Raw genomic sequence first — 19134 nt, forward strand, 5'->3', positions numbered from 1 at the left:
CGACGTCCCCGGGTTCCAGGACGAGCCGCGACGACGTCTCCCTATCCCAATCCGCAAGTACGCGTGCAGACGGCACAGGCACGTCGACCGTGCCTGATAAAACGATGTCGCTCACGCGTCGACTGCGGATGGCATCGCCGCTCCAAAACCAGGACGTCAGACTGTCTCGCACTCGGTACTTCCGAAGGAGGAACTCAACGGGGTAATTGTAACGATTCAACGGGGATCATTTCGGCGCAAATCGGCGACGACACGTCGTCCTCCGAGACTGCCAGGCGAACCCTCGTACGACGGCCCCACCTTCGGAAGCGGACATCTGGCTTCCACCAGGGCGACCGGCGGCTTGGGGCCGGCCCTGGAAATTCGGGCCATCTCGGCGACACGCGATGGTCCGCGGGCTCCGATTTCCGGGATCGGCCAGTTGCGGACATCCGGCGTCTCGTCCAAGATTGTCGGCAATCTAGATTCCCAGAGTCCACAGCCCATGCACTGCCCGTATTGCTCCGCGAAGCTGATCAGTGCCGCCAATGGAGAGCTTCAGTGTTCGTCGACGGGTTCACTGTTTAGCTGCGCTATCCGAGAGCAGATTGAGACGCTTGCATCGAAACCAACTGACTCCTCCTGCGATCCAGATCGTTTCGATCGGCCGCGGTGGTTTTGTCCCTGCTGCGGCGAGCAAACCGAAAGCGGGGTTTGTGCCAACTGCGACTTCGTGAAAACGAGAGAACTAACGCGACAACTTCTGGAATTGAATCCGCATGTGCGCGTTCTAGACCCGTCGACGTCCAGTGTGGGTAATCCGTAGTAGCCTCATTGCAGCCATCTGCGTCGGGCAGCACGCGGCCATCAAGCGTCATTCACCAAAGCAGTCGAACGGACTTTTTTGCGACCGCTTCGTCGCTAACGGGACGCTCGGCCTTCAGAGGGTGCATCGCATCATTGACCTTTGGCACCTTGCTTTTGTGAGGTATACATTCGATCGTCATCTGCTAATGTCGTCACTATCAGAGCGTTTTCGGCCGGCGACGAAAGCCTCAACAAGTTTCACTAAGGTTCCGGCTAAGTCTTTCGAAGCCTCGTTTTCGGCCTTGGCCCTTGCCAGTTCGACGGTCGTTTGGCTCTTGGTCAATATGCCGTTGCGTTCTGTTTTAAGCAGATCAGCGACGACAGCGGAAATTAGCGAACTGTCGTTGACTGAAAATGCCGTCAATAAGCCGGTTCGGCGAGCGGCAATATTCGTTATTTCATTGTGGTAATACCTAGTTTCTACCAGATTTGCTTTGTAGAGGTTGAGGAAAAAATACGCAAACAGCTCTACTACGAGTACCAAAGTCACGCGTGGAACATAGTTCCGAATGAAGTCCCAAGATGTTTCAGTGGGTACCGGCGCCGCCAATGTGTATGCGAGGATCGATATGCCTGCAACGCTCATGAGGATACCGAAGACCAAGTTCACGTTAGCCCGGAGATGCAGGGCTGCGATAGCATCGGACAGTCGGTCGGACGTTTGATCCAATTGAGCGCGAAGTTCGCGTCCTTCACGCTCTTGCTCTAGTGACAAGCGAACCTTTTGCTGGATCTCATCTAGGACGATTTCAGCCACCGAACTAGTTAGATCCTGTTTCAGTTCTGCGACGATGGTGGACCTTGTGCTCTCATCGACATAGCGGGCCTTTATCTTTGTCTCAATTCTTCGCGACTGGTTCTCGACCTCATTTTCCAGCTGCAAGAGGCGCAAAGACATAGTTCCGCTCACCGCACGAGCCGAGCTTGAGGATCCCCGAAGATACGATAGGAGAGCGGCGGTGACTCCGCTAGTCAACATCAACGTCGTCACAACCGGCACAAGCTTAGTAAAAGGCAGTTCCGACAGCACACTTGCGCGTGGCCCGAAGTTGACAAGCAGCACGAAAGTGACGGCGGCTGTGATGGCAGCCCCCGAGACCATCATTGCAAGTCTTTTGCGTGCTTCTCGTCTATTACGTTCAGCAAGCAAATGCTCGAAATGAGCGTCGTCGAGGTCTTGTTGGTTGGAGCCACCTTCCATGTGCTTCCCCGGTACCCGTTGTAATTTGAAACGCAGGATACACGAACCGACGTACAAATGGCGCCCACGCTTCAGGGCAGCCGTTCGACGCCGATTGGTCGAGCGGCAGCAACGGGTCGTGTTATGCCTGTTGCATCGCGGCCGCCCGACGATGTTCGTCGCGCTATCCCCTGGGGTGCCAGACGGCCACGAGGCGTCATCGATCCACATTGCCAGAGGGCCATTCGCGTGCCCGATCCGTAATCCCAAAGCTGCCGATGGGGGATCAACCAGAATGGACTTGCGTTCGGGCAACTTGGAGCTATCGCCTGAACATTCGTACTCGACTGACAGTGTTTCGGCTAAGATTTGTCTGGCTAAGGTTAGAAAAGTGTACTGTCTAAGCATACAGCGGGTCAAAATCCAACAACCGGATTCTTGAGAAAGAAAAATGAGATATGAAACTCTGATTCGCATCCTTGACCAGATCCGAAGTGAGGCACCCTCCCAGCAATCGTCCCGATATCGCCCGGACCATATGGACATTGAAAAAATTAACCAGGCGAGGGCAAGGGCGTTCATTCATTTATATATGAAAGTAATGTTCGGGATATCGGACTTCTCGATGCGCGAGCGAACAATAACTGATGCTAGCGGGGATGGGGGTATCGATGGATATCATATTGACACCGGAACAAAGACAATTTACTTCATTCAATCCAAATTCAGAATAAGCGAAAAGAATTTCGAATATAAAGAAATTGAGCTCGAAGAATTGCTCATGATGGATATCTCTCGGATTATGGAAGGAGAGACTGTTGATGAAGCAGGGTTGGAGTACAACGGAAAAATTAAACAACTTCAGCGAGAGATATCGTCTCTCCCGGATGTCGGCCGGTTTTCATACCGGATTATAATTCTCGCCAACCTAAAAAATATCACGCCGTCTCGCCTAAAGAAGCTCACGGGCGGCTACGCAGCGGAGGTCTTCAACTTTGAGAAGACATACGAGGAGCTCGTGTTCCCGGTCATCACAGGGACCTATTATACGGCTTCCGATATCGTGATTCCAATCGACCTTTCGAATAAAAATGCAGGAAGCAAGATAAGTTACAACGTTTCCACTAAGTATGGAGAATGCGAAATAACGGCTCTATTTGTCCCCACGATCGAAGTGGCGAGGCTGATGGACAAGTATAGAAATTCCATACTTAAATATAATCCGAGAAGTTATTTGGAGTTTGAGGGTCATGCTGTAAACGAGTCAATTCGCGACACAATCGTCCAATCCGATACCAACGAATTCTCGCTCTTCAACAACGGCATCACAATGCTTTCCGATGAGACGAACATAAACGAGAAGATTGGACAGAAGAACAAGGCGCAGCTTTGGATTAAAAATCCCCAGATTATCAACGGCGGCCAGACGTCATTCACTCTAAGCAGAATATTAAGCGAGAATCGCGAGACAGCGGAAGAAATATTCAGGAATAAAGAAGTTTTACTGAAGATTATAACTTTATTCGATAACGAATCGCATAACGCGAAGCTCGAGCTAATCGACGAAATATCAAACGCAACAAACAAGCAGACCCCGGTAATAAATGCTGACAGATTCGCAAATGAACAGTTTCACATAAAAGTTCAGCAACTCGTCTTCGAGCGGTACGGCTTGCTTTATGAGAGAAAGCGCGGCGAATTTTCGACAGGCATAAACGACGGATATGTAGATTCGAAGAAAGTCGTCGAGAGAAATCTTTTTTGGCGCGCTTACTATGCTGCGAACGGACAAATAGATAAAGGTTCAGAGCGGCGATTGTTCAAGAAAAACAGATTTTCTGATGTCGACCTAAATATACTTGGGAATTTCGATCGTGCCGCCGCTGGATTAGATCTGCTTGGGGTAGTGCGTGGGAAGATCGGTGCACACCAACCGCGAGACCAGAATATTTATGCGAAGATATTTTTGTATGTTGAACTGTTCTTCGGTACGAATTTTGAATTCAGCGCAGGGCATGCTGAACAGAATCTTGCATTGCTGGAGCAGCGGTGGAGTGAGTTTGGTCAACGTCAGATTGAGAAATTCGGCCCCAAACGCAGAGCGTATATTGATAATCAAACAGGTGAGGCCAAGATCCGAATACTTGATGTTAAGTTTGAGTATGGCCCATCGTTTAGAGCAGACTTATTGCGGTTTATCGCCGAAATGAAACGTGCGGCCGGAACTCCAGCGGTCGCTCTTGACGCACCGCAATAAGTCGTACTGCCAGTGTGAAACAAGTGGGAGGGTCCGCATGCGTAGCTGGAATATCGGATGAGTGCACAGCCGACAGGCCGCTCTGGGATTCGAGAACTGCCATTGCCCGGGTACCGATCCGAATGACTGTAATGGGTCGCTTTATGCCCTTTGCATGCGATGCCACCCCGAGACGATCACCGCGCTTCGTCGTCGGGCGCTAGCCGGCCAGGCGGGGCCACTCGATCCATGCCCCGCGACCGTCCGTTCATGGAGGGAAAGGGTGTGCGTATTGCGGACGCCATTGCCTGCCCGGCCACGCCTCACATACGACAGGGTTCACTGTATTGCTCGATGGTTGTGGCCTGACAAGACGAATTCCTGAACTCCCGTGCAGTCTTGTATAACTGGCCGAGGGGCACTAACCTGATCAGCGTGCGTCGGCTCGGGAGCGTCGACCTGATGTCAGGGTGCGCAACAGGGCGAGCCCGGATGGAGGTGTGACATGGAACAAGACGAATTCAGCGCCTTTGAGCGTCGGGGCTGGGAAACCGTCGCACAGCCATATCACTCATATTTTGGCGAACTGACGACGCAGTGCAATGATGCGCTGCTCGATGCACTTGACGTCCGTGCCGGCGTCCAGTTCCTTGATGTCGCATCGGGCCCTGGCTATCTAGCGGCAGCGGCGGCGCGTCGTGGCGCAGACGTAATAGGCGTCGATTTCGCGGACGCGATGGTCCAGCAAGCGAGACGGCTTTTTCCCGCCCTCACATTCCGTTTGGGGGGCGCCGAAGACCTGCCTTTCGAAGATATGAGTTTTGACGCGGTCGGCATCAGCTTCGGAATGCTCCATTTCTGTCGTCCCGAGGCTGCGCTCACCGAGGCGTTTCGGGTGCTGCGCCCGGGCGGCAGAATCGCTTTTACTGTTTGGGCATCGCCGGACCAGGCCGTTGGATTCCGGATGGTGCTCAAGGCCATTGAGAAGCACGGCCGCATGGATGTCCAACTACCACCCGGGCCTCCGTTCTTTCGCTTCAGCGATTCCCACGAGTCGGAACGTGCGCTGCTTGAAGCGGGGTTCGTGGAGCCCCGCATTAACGAAGTCAGCCAGACGTTGCGTCTTCGCGCACCCGAAACACCTTTCGACGTCCTGATGCGCGGCGGCGTGCGCGTCGCGGCGATCTTGAGGGCACAGTCGCCAGAGGCGCTCGCCGCGATCCAGAAAGCAGTGTCCGACGACGCTGCATCGTATACGAACAACGGTGAGGTACAAGTCCCGATGCCGTGTGTACTCGCATCCGCCAGAAAGGCCTGAGCAGTCGTCGGCAGTAGCCACCCGAGGCGAACCGGAAGTGGGTAACTCCGGTTACGTCCGACCTTGCGGCGTGGGGCGGGAGGCCGCTTTAGATCGCGGTAGTGACAGTCGCCGAGAGTCCCTCAAGGGCAGCAATGGGGTCGGTTAGAGACGCCCCCTCGTCCGAAACGTGCGCTCGGCCAATGGTCCACCCTACTGAACTGACAGGCGTAGACCAGAACCACGAGCGCGGCCATGAAGGGCGGCGACAACTTTGGCTTCAGCGGTCACAAGGTGGTGGACTACTGCGATCGTTACTGCAATGGTTTTCCTTCAGCGGCTCAGGCTTACCGATACCTTCGAACGGCGAGCGCTGCACGTCCTCGATGAGTTGGTTGATACGCCTCAACGTCTTTTTGTCCTGCCCCGGCCAGTAGACGTAATCGCCCCAAGCCTCGGCAGTCCACATGATGTTCAACGCGCCGCTCATTCCGTGTCGTCGACCAACTTATGGGGCTTTACCTTGCCTGCGCGTGCGTGCGCGATCGAGCGCTCCAAATGAGCTACGTTTGCCGGGGAGCGCAGAAGATGGACCGTCTCCATCAAGCTATCGTAGTGCTCCTGAGACATGACAACCGCATTAGGTGCATCGCGGCGAGTGATGAGCGTCACGTCCATATCATCAACAACCTGGTCGATGACGCGCTTCAGGTTGGCGCGAGCGTCGGTAAACGGGATGGTACGCATATCTCCCCTTCATGACTAACCTGTACCGATACAGGTACAACTCCACCCCACCCACAAGGACATGTACAGATAATTGTACGTGTCGTCGTCGGCGGACGATACACGCCGTCCGTGCGACAGAGCTGCGGACTCAACATCGCTCTCGAGAAGTCCTTCTGCCTTCCGATGGGCGGCAGGGTGCAGCGGCGTCAAGATGGCTGCGGATCGCTGCGTGCAGGCTCGTTTGTTTCTGTTTTCCGGGCTATTGCTGACTGATACGATTTTCTGTGATCGCAGCATGCGCAGGCTGTATATTCGGGCGCGTGTACGCAGGGTCATTCGCATCGAGACAGCGAAACGTCACATCACTCGTGGTATCGATGCCCATACGGGTCCGACGCGAGTCCTCTGTGACCAGCTGAAAATGCTTGACCATCGAAGCACACTTTGCGTTCCATGCGTTGAACGCACTTTGACGCCCGGATGACGCCGCACGCATACCGCCGGAAGTAGCAGAGACGCTGCAGGTATCTTTGCCAACTTCGACGACGTCAGAATCACTGATGCAGCAACTCCGTCTGATAGGTGCCCCCAACGGGACGATTCACATACAGCCGCCATTGCCCGCCACGCTTGATCCCAAATACCCGAGCCGTAGCACCATATTGCTGCACGCTCAACAGCGTGCCCCCCGTAATATCCGGATGTGCGGCAACAATATCCTGCGCCAGGCTGGCAAGCGTCTGTGTCCGAACATCAACCATGTGCGCAGCATCACGCAGTTGCCGCGCGGCAGCGCTTTCAAAAATCTGCTGCATAAAGGTTGGCGGCACAGGCGGAACCTGGACATTGTGGTGAACCACGATGGTCTTATGTTGCGCCGTAAAGACCATGATCCCGCAACCAGTCAGCTCCGCAGTGAAAAACAACTGCGCATCGAAACCCAGCTCGATCGCATAGGCCTGATCAGGCGCCCACTGCAGGTAATAAGCCCGATCCCGCTGATATTGACCACCACCGCCCGGCTGATTACGGCTGATCCACACCGCCGACGTCGGAGGAATCCCGGTGTCGTCATAGCGAAGCGTGACAGGCAGTACGCGAGCAGCGGAATACTGGTAGTGCAAAGGCACCGCGCCAGGGTTCTGAACCGTTCGGGAAACGCTGTTCGCAATCGCCTGCCCCATCGTGCCGTCGAGCCGGATCTGCCTTACGTTTCCCGGGCCATTGAGCAAAGCCACCGGATTGTCGAGAAACAGCCTGTACTGCTGTGGAGTCATGGTTAGTCTTCTACTAAAGGTGAAGCCCTCTCGCGCTCACGCGCTGCGATTTCTACGGCTCAACACCCAGCATCGCCATATACCGCCCCAAATCGCCTTCCTGGCTAACGATGTCGCGCATGAGCTCCGGCAGCGGCATATGCCCCCAGCTGACAGCGCGCGCCAGCAGGTAAGGCGTCGGGCTATGCGGCTCATGCTCGGCCAAATAACGGGCGACATCTTCGATCAGCCGATACGCGTGCGCGCGATCGACGATCTGGTCGCGTGTGATGGGTAGCGCTCGCGGCTGCATCTGCATGTCCACCTCCAGTTGCGTATCGTCGCTTTCGGCCACTGGGGTTTCCTCCCCTTCAACATCGATCGATGCCGCAGGCACCGCCTCGTCGAGCGCGTGATCGCCGCGCAGCGCGCGCGCCGCACGCTGCAGTTCGCCCAATGTCGTGACCACGCGCGCGAAGCTCGGCGCATCGTCGCCCAACCGCTGGTCGAGCCGGCGCGCGAGTTCTTCGACGGCCTCCAGCACGGTGCCGGCAGTCCGCTCGAGTTGTCGCAGCAGGGCAAGGTTCGATCCCTGCGCGGCCTCGCGATCCAGCATTTCGCGCGGCAGATGCGTGGCCGGTGCGTCGTCGTCCTGCAACGAGGCCACCACGACACGCTGCCAGTCATCGAGATTGATGAAGCCCGGCTCGACGGACAGGCCAATCAGCGGCACATGGAGTTTCAGCACGATCTCGAGCCGTCGGCTGATCCAATGAAGGGGTGCAGCACGCGCGTCCGTATCGTCTCCATCGCGGGGGGGGTAGGCATGATCCCAGAATCGATCGACAAACTCGTTCAGCAGTTGCACGCCGGCCATCAGGCCTTCGAGGCGATAGAGCCGCGTCCATGCATCGCACAGCCAAACCGCAAGATGAAAATCCTTGCTGCGCAAGCGAAGCGCTTCAGCGCTCAGGGATGCCACCGCATGCCAGTCACCCTTGACGAGCGGCCGCTCCCATTCGCCCATCGGCACCGATGGGTCGTCCTCGCGTTGTGCATCGCGGATCTGTTGCCAGATGGGATCCGAACGCAACGACACGCCCACGCCATCTCCCTCAGGCAACGGACTCAGCAGCGGCTGCAGGTCGACCGCGAAACTCAACTCGGCTTCGATTAGATCGGATGGGTTCAAGATTCACTCCAGATCGGGGCGTGCGTCGGGAAATTACTCGGCCACGCGAGCGGCATCTTCTTTCCGCCCGGGGTCAACCGCACGCGCACAAATACTCGGCCGCGCGGATACTTCGATACCAGCGCGGCATCGGCCACATTGGACGTCTCGAGTGGAAAGTCAAATTTCAACAGTGAGCCGCCCGCGCTCGCACGCACGGTCGTATCGGCCACACGCTGCTGTGCAATGAACGACAGCAGCGCCCACGGATCGGCGAATTGCCACGTCAGCGTGTTTCCGTCGGTCGTGAAATCGCGCTGCGCCGGATCGTTCTTTGCAGTCAGCGGCGAATTCTTCGCAAACCGCAGCACGAGCGTCACCGGCATGCCGTACTCCCAATGCAGCGTATGCGGCGCGTCTTGCATCGACAGGCTGTGCTCGCCGATCCGGATGGTCCAGTCGATCAGTTGATTGCCCGCCACCTCCGCCGTGCGGTCGGCACGAAAATCGACACTGACGTCGTAGCCCGCCGTTGTCCCGTCGGCGCCCGGATAAAGCGGGGCGAGCAACGCATCGACCGGGTCGAATTGCTCGACGAACTGCCGCACGGCATCCGCGCGAATGGCCCGCGCGCCGGCACCGCTACCCGCGGAACGAAGCGCGGTCGCAACCTGTTCGTAACGCTTGAGCGCCACGCCCAGTTCGCCGTAGTCGGCAGGCGTCGCCTGCGCATCGTTCAGTTTGACGGGCCGCAACGGGCCGCTGAACGGCCGGCGCCACGCCACGCTTTGGTTGAACACTTGCGCGAAGCCGTCCCACTCGCCGCGCAACGCATTCGCCAAGCCCGAGCCGCAGCGCGACAGCAAGCTGTCGTATAAGCGCATGTGCAGCGTCGTGAAGTAATCGCCACCCACGCCGGCCGGACGTGGCGGGAAGCGATCGACGCACTCGCCGGCGTTCGGGTCGGCCGCAACCGTCTGCAAGAACTGTTCGAGCATCAGCAGGCTGCTGTTCGGGTTCTTGAGCTGATAGCGGTCGAGATCGGTGACGATCGCTTGCCAGCGCTGAGCAAGCGGCGAGTTCGCATCAGCTGTATCGAGCGCCGATAAGTACGTTTTCGCTTCTTTGCCCAGTTCGAGCGCACGCAGCGACTGCTGCTGCAGATAGACGTTGAGCGCGGCCGGATCGTTGACGCCGAACGCAGCCAGGACGGGTTTGACGCTGCTGGAACCGCCCGTCGCACGCGTCGCGTAGAGATCCGATTGAGCCAGCGCGTTGTCGACGAGGCGAAGATGCTGCATGGCGTCGCTCGAAACGAGCGTATCGAGATCGGCCGCCTGCGCGTTCGCACCCATTTCCACGAGCGCGGCGCGTATCTTCACGAGCCGGGTGCGCGCCGCATCGAACGCCGCGTTGGCCGGGTCGCCGTCGGCCGGTGACACCGCGGCCGCCGACGCGACCTGGTCGAGAACGAGTCTGGCAAACTGCGCGTCGAGCGCCTGCTGAACGGCGGGCCGAACCGCATCGGGCAGCGTCGCCAAGCCGTCCGCCAGATAGTGTTTGCGTTCATCACCAAGCGCCACCGCCTGGTCGAGCTGGGTCCGGTCCCACGTCACGAGCGAGCCGTCGGGCACCGGCGGCAGCGGCAAGTTGCGCGGCGCCACCATGAACGGCTGCGACACAAGCTTCGCCAGTCCATCGCGCAACGCGAGCCGCGCAGGCGAGACAACGTAGCGCGCGTCCTTGTCGACCCAGAGCACACCACCGTCGGGGCCGCCGAAGCGCTGTGCCATTTCGGTTGCGAACGTTTGGAACGCCGTGGCGGAGCGGTCGTGCAAGCGGGCGACGAGATCGGCGCCGAGCAGCCGATTCTGCGCGGCGCGCACGAACGTGCGCTCCCAAACGGGCCCCGGGTTGAACTGCGCCTGATGCATCCAGGCCGCCTTGCCGGAGGCAAGCAGGCTTTGTTGCGCGTCGATGCCGGAGACGATCGCTCGATAGCTCGTATTCGTCTGCGCGAAATCGCCAAGTCCGACGCTGCCCACGGACAACGCGTCGATCTGCCCCGTCACCGTCCGCTCCGCGGCGAGCAGCGGGTTCGATGTGAACATTTGCGCGTCCAGCTGCTGCGCGCCTTTGTCGAAGGTGCAGCGCACCGCCTGTTGGATCACCGGCACGTTCAACCCACCGGTGCGGTCCGCCGCATACGCATCGCCGCGGCGCGACGCATCGCGATAGAAGTAGCGCAGGCTGCCCGCCACGTTGCCCTGAAGCTCCGTACCGAACGCATAGCGCACCACGAGCCTGAGCGCCTCCTCGTTGCCCGACGACGGCTGCTGCAAGCGCTGCATGGCAGCCAGCGCCGCATCGAGCTGATCGACCGCGGTCACGTAGCGCTGCATCGCATGCATCGCGGGCAAATCTTCGACGGCCAGGCTGCTCACGACCGAGGAATCGCTGCCGAGCGTCGGAGCGGCGCAATCGTCGCCGACAATCAGCTGTCCCGTGCTCGGATCGTTCGCCACGCCGGTCATCCGGCTCACATGCGTCAACATCTCTCGTTCGAGCGCGGTCAGCGCGATCTCGCCGAACTCGCGTTCGAAGCGGGCCCGCACGCGCTCGTCCAGATCGTCGAACACACTCCACGAGCCGGGCATGAACACGGTCCAGAGGGTGCCGATATGCTCGCCATTCAAGCCGATCAGCGAGAGTGTCTTGCGACGGTACCAATCCGACGGCAACGACTCCCCGCCACGCGCGGCCGCATCGCGCTCCTGCGCATCGGCATGCAATTCGTTCAGCGCGGCGACAAGCCGCGGATTGCGATGGCTCAGCGCGAGCGTCGCGCCCGCGAGGCCGAACGTCCAACCGCCCAGCAAGGCAATGCCGCCCCAGCGCACCGCCCGGTGCAGCATCGGCCGCGAGAGGTGTTGCGAGCGCGACGGCCGCGTCAATCCGTATTCGAGGAAAATCTTTTTCTCGAACAGGTCACGCAGGAATGCGGGCTGCAGCATCAGATCGTTCAACGCACCGCTGCCCGCCCGCGTGCCCTCATCAAGCGCGTCGCCCTCACCCGCGAAGCGGGGCTCGGTGCGCTCGCCGTACGGATCGTAGGCATCGGGCGATTCGGGCACCACGGCCTCGCCGCTTTCCCGCCGGGCTTCGTCGCGCTGCGCGAATTCGCCGCTGTCGCCAGTGAGGTAGATGCCGCGGAAGAAGAACGGCTCGTGGTAAGCGCTAGGCCGCATCAACTCGTCGACATACAGTTGCAATTGCGCGCGCATCGCATCGACGCGCGCCGGCAGCAACAGGCATCCCTGAACGTCGATCATCCCGGTGTCGAGCGTGAAAAGTTCGGCGCTCGCATCCGACACGGCGCGCTCGATGCTGCCCATGGCGGCATCGACCCAGGCCGACTGATACGTCGTGGAAAGGTCGTACGGCGAGGACCAGCCGAGCATGCTGGCGCGCAGCGGTTCGGGCAGCGCACGCGCGAATGCGGCGAAGCCGGACAGCGCTTCGCAGCCGGTGACGACGACATAGACGGCAAAACGCATCGCGAAGCGGTTTTGCGCCAACCACAGCCGGCGGTGCGCGAGTTTCGCATGGCGCTCCAGTTCGAGGCGCGCGTCGGGATGATCGGCGAGCAACATCGACGCGGGCACCGTCACCACGACCGAATCGAACGGCCGCTGCGGCCGATAGTTGCGGCACAAGCTCAGGAATTCATCCCAAGGCTTTTCGTTGCTGTCGTCGTCGGGCGAGCCGAGATACGCGGCCTTGATGTCGATGGCGATACCGCGATCGAAGAAATTCCACGAAATACCCTGTATCGCGGCGGGGTTGGCCGCTTCGGAACTCAATACGCTGGCCACGCCCGCTTGCGCGATCGGTAGCGGTCGCGGGTCGTCCCCTTCGTTCAGGACGATGACCCACGGCACGTTGTAACGCTCGCTGCGCGAGGCGATATTGCCCTCGATCAGCTCCACCGCCTGGCGAAACGCGTTGCGTAGGGAATCGGTCCGCAGCCGCACAATCTTGCGCTCGGCAGCCGGCTTGCTTTGCGCGCTATGCGCCGCGATCCAGAGCACCGCGCCGAGGATGATCAATACGACGGCGATCAGTACGGCGACCGACAGCAGAAACAGATTGCTTGTCAGCATGGCATCGCCCCCGCAATGAACAAACGTTGCATGGCGCTCATGAACTCACTCCCACGACCGTATCGCCATGCAAGGCTTGGCGCACCGGCCAGGACTGCCACAGCCACAAGATCTCCGATATCGCGAGCAACGCCACCACCACGAGCAGGGCCATGACGCTCCAACGGCTTACCGTCGGCAGCTTGCGCGGTGCGATATGGGAAAGGGTGTTCGTATAGGCGGACTCGGCCACCACGCGATCGCGCCCGCCCAAGTCGGCGCGGCGTTGATAGATGAATTCGTACAGTTCTTCCCGGTAGCTGCGCAAGCGCGCATCGGCCTGCTCGCCTGCCCCGCGGAAGCGCCCCTGGAAACCCATCGCGAGCGCGAACAGGTACAAGCGCGCGATGTCGCGCCTTGATGGCTCGCGATCCGACAGCAACGCCTCGATCTTCTTGAAGACGAGATCACCCGCGATGTTCGTGCGAAACAGCGCCGATTCGAGCAAGTACGAGGTCCAGCGCTCGCGCCCTGCCCATTGCGCGTTGAGCAGCAATTCGTCGGCGAGCACGGCCTTCAGGTAGCGCGCGTCGGCCACGTTCTCGATATCGAAGCGCGTGCTGTCGCGGCGCGATTGCAGCGTCTGAATTTCGAGCACGTTCAGCAGATGCCGCGACATGCCCTGCGCGGCCTCGTCGGGGTCGGTGTCGGGCGCTTCGGAGAACCGCCTTTGCGCCTTGACGAGCTCGTCGAAGAACGCGCGAAACTGCTCCATCGCGAGGTCGTTCTCTTCGGTTTCAATACGGGTGCGTGCCATCTTCGTGTCGAGTCGTCAGTCTTTCGTGAACAGCAGCATTTCCTGAGGGCGCTGCGCACTCGCCCCTTCGTTCGGATTGCTGATGACAAGGGCTTCGCCCGCGCGAACGAGCGAAGGGTCGGCTTGGACTTCGAAAAGCAGATAGCCGGACCCCGATCGTATGCCCAGTTCTTCGGCATACTCCACGGAGCGACGCGAGGCACCGAGCACGCGCCGGCTGCGCAGCGACGGATAAACCGATTCGGAGCCGATCACCGCGCCGTCCATCCAGGCCAACAGATCGCGATCCGATTGGCCGCGCAGGCCGATCACGAGCCGCCCTTCGACCCACTGAGCTTGCAAGGCGATATCGAACATGTCGTTGCCATAGCGGAACTTGCGTTCGCGGTACCCTTCGCTAACCTCCGCAATCGCCTCGCGCAGCGAATTCAATAGCGGTGTGAAGACGGCGAGCGGATCGGCATGATCGTAGTCCGGCGGCACGGGCGGCATGCCGCCCGGCGCGAGCATCGACAACGAACCATGCAGCGCGGCAAGCGCGTGATAGAGCGCGAGCGGGTGCAGATGCGGCGTGCGCAATACCGCTTCCGCAAGCGGCAATGCCGATAGCAGGCTGCGCAGCCGGTCCTTCAGTTCGAGCTGGGTCAGGCGGTCATCCGCTTTCGATGAGGGAATCGCCGTCTGGCGCGCGACGAAAGCAGCCTTACCGCGCACTTGGCCGAGCAACCCGGCAACCGCCACCCAAAGCGGGTTGTCGCGAGCCACTTCCAGAAGCGGCGGCTGCCGATTCCCGAGCTTGACGACTTCGTTGTCTTTATAGACGGTGCCAAGGCACAGCGAGACGAATCGTGCCGACGGGATCTCACCCGCCTCGAGCCCGAGATTCGGCAACAGGCGCGGGATATCGGCCGGCGGCGCACCCGACGTACTATCCTCGACAGGCTCACCGGCCACGGATCGGAACCGGCGCATCTCGGCTTCCCCGCGCATCGACGCGGCGACGGGCAACGTGAGATAGATCTCGAGCTGCGTCGTGGCGAGCCGTTCCGCGAATGGAGCGAGCGACAGTTCCAGCCGGCCCTGCTGCGCGAATTCGGCCGAGTACGAGACAGCCGTGCCGTCCGGCATGATGGCGTCGAGGGCAAGCACGCGTACGACGCCGGCGGTCAGCAGGCCTTCGTCGAATACGAGGCGCCGCACGCCCCAACTGAACGGGGCGGCGGCCAGGCTCTGCCACGCGACCAGCGAATCGACGCGCGCGCTCAGCAGCTGAAAATGCTGCGGCGCGAGCAGCATGCCCTCGAACCACTCGACACGCTCGACGATAGGGACGAGTCGATCAGGCATGAACGCACCTCGCTCCACGGAAAACGGCACGGCCGCACCCGCGCGCGGCGCGGCGGGAATCAGAAAAACAGCGAAGCTCTGTCATTTCACACTCGAAATCGAAAAGGCGTTGTCGCCCAGTTGCACGACGAGACGGCCATCGAATCGCTCGACTCGCGCGCGATGGGCGCCGGGCCCGGGATAGTCGGCGAACACGAATACGCCTGCCACACGCGGCCCGCGCAGCTTGTCTCCGGGCACGACAACGCGCTGGCCCGGCACGAGTTCCCAGCTTTGATAACGAATCGCATCGGGGAACGTACCCGTCAGATCGCCGCGCACGGCGAACCATTTCGAAGCCGGCAGTTCGGCGATCTGCGCGAGCAGCGTTTTGTCCGTGACGAACACGACGTCGACGGCAATCGGGCTATCGTTGTTCGCTTCTTCGCCAGCCGCCAGCGTAAGTTCGTCCCACTTCACTTTGTCGCCCGATGGAAACAGCATCGAGCAGCCGGCGAGACCCGCAAAGCACAACACGGTCAAGCACCCGGCCGCCCACCGTCGCAGGCTTGCCGTCTGTGCACGCGCCGCGAACCTGGCACCGTCCGGGCGTGCCTCTCCATCGAGCGGTGCGCAGCCGCGTTCGAAGCCGGGCCGCCGCATAGAGCGTCGCGAGTCCGTCATCTTGCCCCCACTCCTATTCCCATCACTACGATTAAAGAAGCCGCTATGAGCGCGCAGCCCCCCACCAATGCGAGTTGCACTCGCGTAAATGCTAGGCGCACCATCACCGAATCGCCATATCGAGTGCTCGGCTGCGCCATGGCGGTGGCCCGGTCCGTCTGCAAGCCCGCCGATACCAGCGCGACGACCGTGCAGGTGGACAGCAAACTCAGCAGATTGCGCGGCCCGTCACAGATCAAATCGATTGCGATGAAGGCCACCAAGGCCGCCTCCACCGGCAGCCGAAGCAGCGACAAGGCGATCCCCGCCGCCGCGATGCCGCCGATACCATTGCGCCCCGCCGACGCGAACGCCGCCACCGTGGCGGCGGCGCCGATCATCGCACAGTCGCCGGCGTCCAGGGGACGCCCGTACAAGTTCGCCACGAACGTCGTGAGGAGCGCGAAATACAGCGCTGAGCCGGCGCGGACGAATACCGCGCCGAACGGCACGACGAGTTCGGCGACGCCCCGGCTGCAGCCGAGCTTCGCACTCATCGCCTCGATCATGTGCGGGATCGCCGCCGTCGGCGTACCGGACGTCAACCCAACCAGCATAGGAGCGCGCAGGCATGCCAGGGCACGACCGAACGAGACGCGCGTACGCAACGCGATCGCGGCGAGCGCAACACACGACAACGCGGCCACCGAGGCGAGGAATACGGAGAGGAATCCGCTCATCGCCGAAAGCGTCTCGCGCGGCGTGTGCGCAACCAAATGGGCCGCCGTGCCGAACACGAGCACCGGCAAGAGCAAATTGGCGTAATCGATCAGCGCTTCGAGCGTGCGATAGATACTTTCGAAGATCCCGTTGAGCACCTTCGTCTGCTCGCTCGACAGCGCCGCGAACGCCATGCCGAACAAGATCGTGCAGGTCAGGATGCCGAGTGCCCGTCCGCTCGCGAGCGCGCCGTAGAAGTTATCCGGCACGACATCGGTCAGCGCCAAGGCCCCGTTGGCTGCGTCTTGCACGCCCTGGCCGAACAACGTCATGCGGACCTCCCCCGCATTGCCGCCGCTATCGAGAATCAGCCGGCCGAGTTGCGCGTGCGCGGCCGCCGACAAGTGCAGCCCGGGCGCCGTCGCGACGCCGGTCACGGTACCGGCGAAGCCGCCCAGTGCGACGAGCGCAATCGCCAACATCAGCATGGTGGCGATGCGCAGGCCCGGGCGCGGTAGCGCCAGGAGCTGGCGCAGCCCGAAGAACATCGCCACCACCAGCAATGGCACGGCCGCCATCGTGACCAGCGAGACATAGATCTGGCCGATGGCATAGGCGGCTTCGCCCAGCGGCTCGGCGAACGCGCCTGCGACGCAGCCGAGCAGGATGCACAGCAGCAGCACCGGCGCGGAGTTGGGCAGTTGTCTCAACCTGTTCATAGCGCCATGTTCCAGCCGCGCGCGAGGCCATAGGACACCGTCGCGCGAGCAAGTTCGAACGTGCTGTCGATCATCGGGATTTCCAGGGCGTCCATCTGGCGTGCCGCGAGCGGCAACTCCGTGCAGCCCAGGACGGCCGCCTGCGCCCCTTGCCGCACGAGCCAATCGAGGGCCAGCACGAGATGTTCGGTCGATGCGTCGATCCGGCCCGCCTTGACTTCGCCGATGCTGGCATCGATATGCCCCTGCGTTTCGGCGTCGGGCTCGACGGACTCGATCCCGCGTGCAGTCAGCATCCGTTGATAGAGTCCCGAATGAAACGTCCCCCCCGTCGCCAGGACGGCCACACGCCGGACGTTGGCCGGAAGTGCCGCCATGCTCGCTTCGGCGATATGGATGATCGGTGCTCGGCTATGGTCGCGCATCGCGTCGTACCAGTGATGCGCCGAATTGCACGGAATCACGATCAGCGCCACCTCGTTGCGGTTGAGCATATCGATGCCGCGCAGCAGCGCCGGCAACGGGCTCTCGCCGGTGCCGAGCAACGCTTCCGAACGGTCGGGGATATGCGGCAGATGCGCGACAAGCAGCTCCAGATGCTGTTGGTCGCGCGATGCCCCGGCCGAACTCGTCAACGAGATCACCCGCTCCATGAAATCGACAGTGGCAAGCGGCCCCATGCCGCCCAGGATGCCTATCAGCGCCATGGCGGTCCTTAAAGCTTGAGCGGCCGGGGGCAGATGATCGATACAGCCGCCGTATTGCCGATGACGAGGATCAGCGTGCGCAGCATGTCGCACAGGGGATCGACTGCCAGAAAGAGAATGAAGGCAGCCTCGAACGGCAAGCTCAGATAGACGCAGGTCATGCCGATCAGCGACACCATCACGAGCCCCGTCATCCCGGCCGACGCGAAGCCTGCCAACACGGAGGCGAGCAGAACGGTGCTGACCTCGGCTACGCCGAGGGGACGCCCGTAGAGCTGCGCGATAAACAGCGTCGCACAGACGTAGTAAACCATCGGCCCGACGCGCAGCAGCGAGACCGTCAGCGGCACCATCAATTCCACGCGCGAGCGCGCGAAGCCAAGGCGATCGACGAGGCTCTCGATCATGCTCGGCATGCAGGCGGCACTGTTGCGCGTCGCCAGCGCCAGCGCGAACGGAGCGCGCAGCGCATCCAGCGTGCTGCCCAGCGAATTGGCCGAACGCTTCCAGATGATCGTGGCGGCGAGCACGAGCAGCAACAGCGCGACGATGAAGAATGCAACGACGAACTGCAGCATCGCATGCAGCGGCCCCACCCCGGATTTGCCGAGTTGGGCCGCGCTCATGCAGAACAGAATCAGCGGCAGCGGATAGCTGAGCCAATGCATGAGCTTCTGGCAAGCATGGTAGACGGTCTCGAGCGCCTGGCTCAGGCCAACCGAAATGCGTTCCGGGACCCGGCCCACGGCCAGGCCGAACAACAGCGCGAACACCAGCGCCTTGAGTGCGTCGCCACTCGCGAGCGCCGCGAAAATGTTGCTCGGCACGAGGCTTTTCAGCATATCGGTGAAGCCGATCGTCTTCGGCACCGTGTCGGTCCCGTACAGGCTCATCACTGTCTCGTTCGTGCCGGTCGCGTCGCTGCCGACCATCGCGCCGAACGTATGCATCGTGGCGGTCGACAAATTCGCGCCCGGCCGCATCGTCAGCAGGACGAGCGCGCCCACCACGGCGACCGTCGCCGACGCGCCGAGGATCACGACGACCACGCGCAAGAGCAGGCGCGACGTGCCGCCGTCGCGAAACAGGCGCTGCAGACTGAAAATCACGGCCGACACCATGAACGGCAGCGTCGTCATCTTCAGTAAGTTGACGTATAGATCCCCGATCACGTCCAGCCGTTGTGCCAACAAGGGCAGCATCAAGCCGAATGCGCTACCGAGCGCCAGACTGCCGATCACCACCCACGGGTTCACGGCCACGGCGTAAAGCTTTTTCATATCCATCGTTCGGTCTCCGAAATGCGCTTTATGGTTATGGTTATG

The 19134-nt window shown here is 60.8% G+C and carries 13 protein-coding genes and 1 pseudogene; 2 read left to right on the forward strand and 12 right to left on the reverse strand.

Annotation, left to right across the window (positions count from 1 at the left end; genetic code table 11):
• Positions 1-982: 982 nt before the first annotated feature.
• The gene (locus tag ACTHL0_RS09535) at positions 983-2047 is read right to left on the reverse strand and encodes a hypothetical protein (RefSeq protein ID WP_440566486.1); all 1065 of its coding nucleotides are present in this window, start codon (positions 2045-2047) and stop codon (positions 983-985) included.
• Between the two features lie 517 nt (positions 2048-2564).
• Between ACTHL0_RS09535 and ACTHL0_RS09540 the strand changes: the two genes are divergently transcribed.
• Complete coding sequence (locus tag ACTHL0_RS09540; RefSeq protein ID WP_440566487.1) at positions 2565-4283, forward strand: AIPR family protein; 1719 nt, start codon at positions 2565-2567, stop codon at positions 4281-4283.
• 484 nt (positions 4284-4767) lie between these two features.
• Entirely contained in the window at positions 4768-5580 is an 813-nt protein-coding gene (locus ACTHL0_RS09545) for a methyltransferase domain-containing protein (protein WP_440566488.1), read from the forward strand.
• Positions 5581-5884: 304 nt separating this feature from the next.
• On the opposite strand, the pseudogene ACTHL0_RS09550 reads toward ACTHL0_RS09545, so the two are convergent.
• From ACTHL0_RS09550 to ACTHL0_RS09600, 11 genes and pseudogenes are all read right to left on the reverse strand, one after another.
• Positions 5885-6049 (reverse strand): annotated as a pseudogene (locus ACTHL0_RS09550) (Txe/YoeB family addiction module toxin); the annotation flags it as partial.
• Complete coding sequence (locus ACTHL0_RS09555; RefSeq protein WP_440566489.1) at positions 6046-6306, reverse strand: type II toxin-antitoxin system Phd/YefM family antitoxin; 261 nt, start codon at positions 6304-6306, stop codon at positions 6046-6048. The gene ACTHL0_RS09555 and the pseudogene ACTHL0_RS09550, both read right to left, overlap by 4 nt.
• A gap of 536 nt (positions 6307-6842) precedes the next feature.
• A complete protein-coding gene (locus ACTHL0_RS09560) occupies positions 6843-7565 on the reverse strand; it encodes a hypothetical protein (RefSeq protein WP_440566490.1) in 723 nt (240 codons plus the stop codon).
• 52 nt (positions 7566-7617) lie between these two features.
• Positions 7618-8736, reverse strand: a complete 1119-nt coding sequence (gene tssA / locus ACTHL0_RS09565; protein ID WP_440566491.1) for a type VI secretion system protein TssA — start codon at positions 8734-8736, stop codon at positions 7618-7620.
• Complete coding sequence (locus ACTHL0_RS09570; protein ID WP_440566492.1) at positions 8733-12878, reverse strand: type VI secretion protein IcmF/TssM N-terminal domain-containing protein; 4146 nt, start codon at positions 12876-12878, stop codon at positions 8733-8735. Before ACTHL0_RS09570 ends, tssA begins: the two co-directional genes overlap by 4 nt.
• A 37-nt stretch (positions 12879-12915) precedes the next feature.
• Positions 12916-13674, reverse strand: a complete 759-nt coding sequence (locus ACTHL0_RS09575) for a DotU family type IV/VI secretion system protein (protein WP_440566493.1) — start codon at positions 13672-13674, stop codon at positions 12916-12918.
• 15 nt (positions 13675-13689) lie between these two features.
• A complete protein-coding gene (gene tssK / locus ACTHL0_RS09580; protein WP_440566494.1) occupies positions 13690-15021 on the reverse strand; it encodes a type VI secretion system baseplate subunit TssK in 1332 nt (443 codons plus the stop codon).
• Between the two features lie 81 nt (positions 15022-15102).
• Positions 15103-15684, reverse strand: a complete 582-nt coding sequence (locus tag ACTHL0_RS09585) for a hypothetical protein (RefSeq protein ID WP_440566495.1) — start codon at positions 15682-15684, stop codon at positions 15103-15105.
• Positions 15681-17102 carry a dicarboxylate/amino acid:cation symporter gene (locus tag ACTHL0_RS09590; RefSeq protein ID WP_440566497.1) on the reverse strand — a complete coding sequence of 474 codons (1422 nt, stop codon included), beginning with the start codon at positions 17100-17102 and terminating at the stop codon, positions 15681-15683. Before ACTHL0_RS09590 ends, ACTHL0_RS09585 begins: the two co-directional genes overlap by 4 nt.
• The gene (locus ACTHL0_RS09595; protein ID WP_440566498.1) at positions 17099-17809 is read right to left on the reverse strand and encodes an aspartate/glutamate racemase family protein; all 711 of its coding nucleotides are present in this window, start codon (positions 17807-17809) and stop codon (positions 17099-17101) included. The genes ACTHL0_RS09590 and ACTHL0_RS09595 overlap by 4 nt, the downstream gene beginning before the upstream one ends.
• An 8-nt stretch (positions 17810-17817) precedes the next feature.
• Entirely contained in the window at positions 17818-19095 is a 1278-nt protein-coding gene (locus ACTHL0_RS09600; RefSeq protein ID WP_440566499.1) for a dicarboxylate/amino acid:cation symporter, read from the reverse strand.
• Between the last annotated feature and the right edge of the window lie 39 nt (positions 19096-19134).

Source organism: Trinickia sp. (genome assembly GCF_051961175.1).
GTDB lineage: Bacteria > Pseudomonadota > Gammaproteobacteria > Burkholderiales > Burkholderiaceae > Trinickia.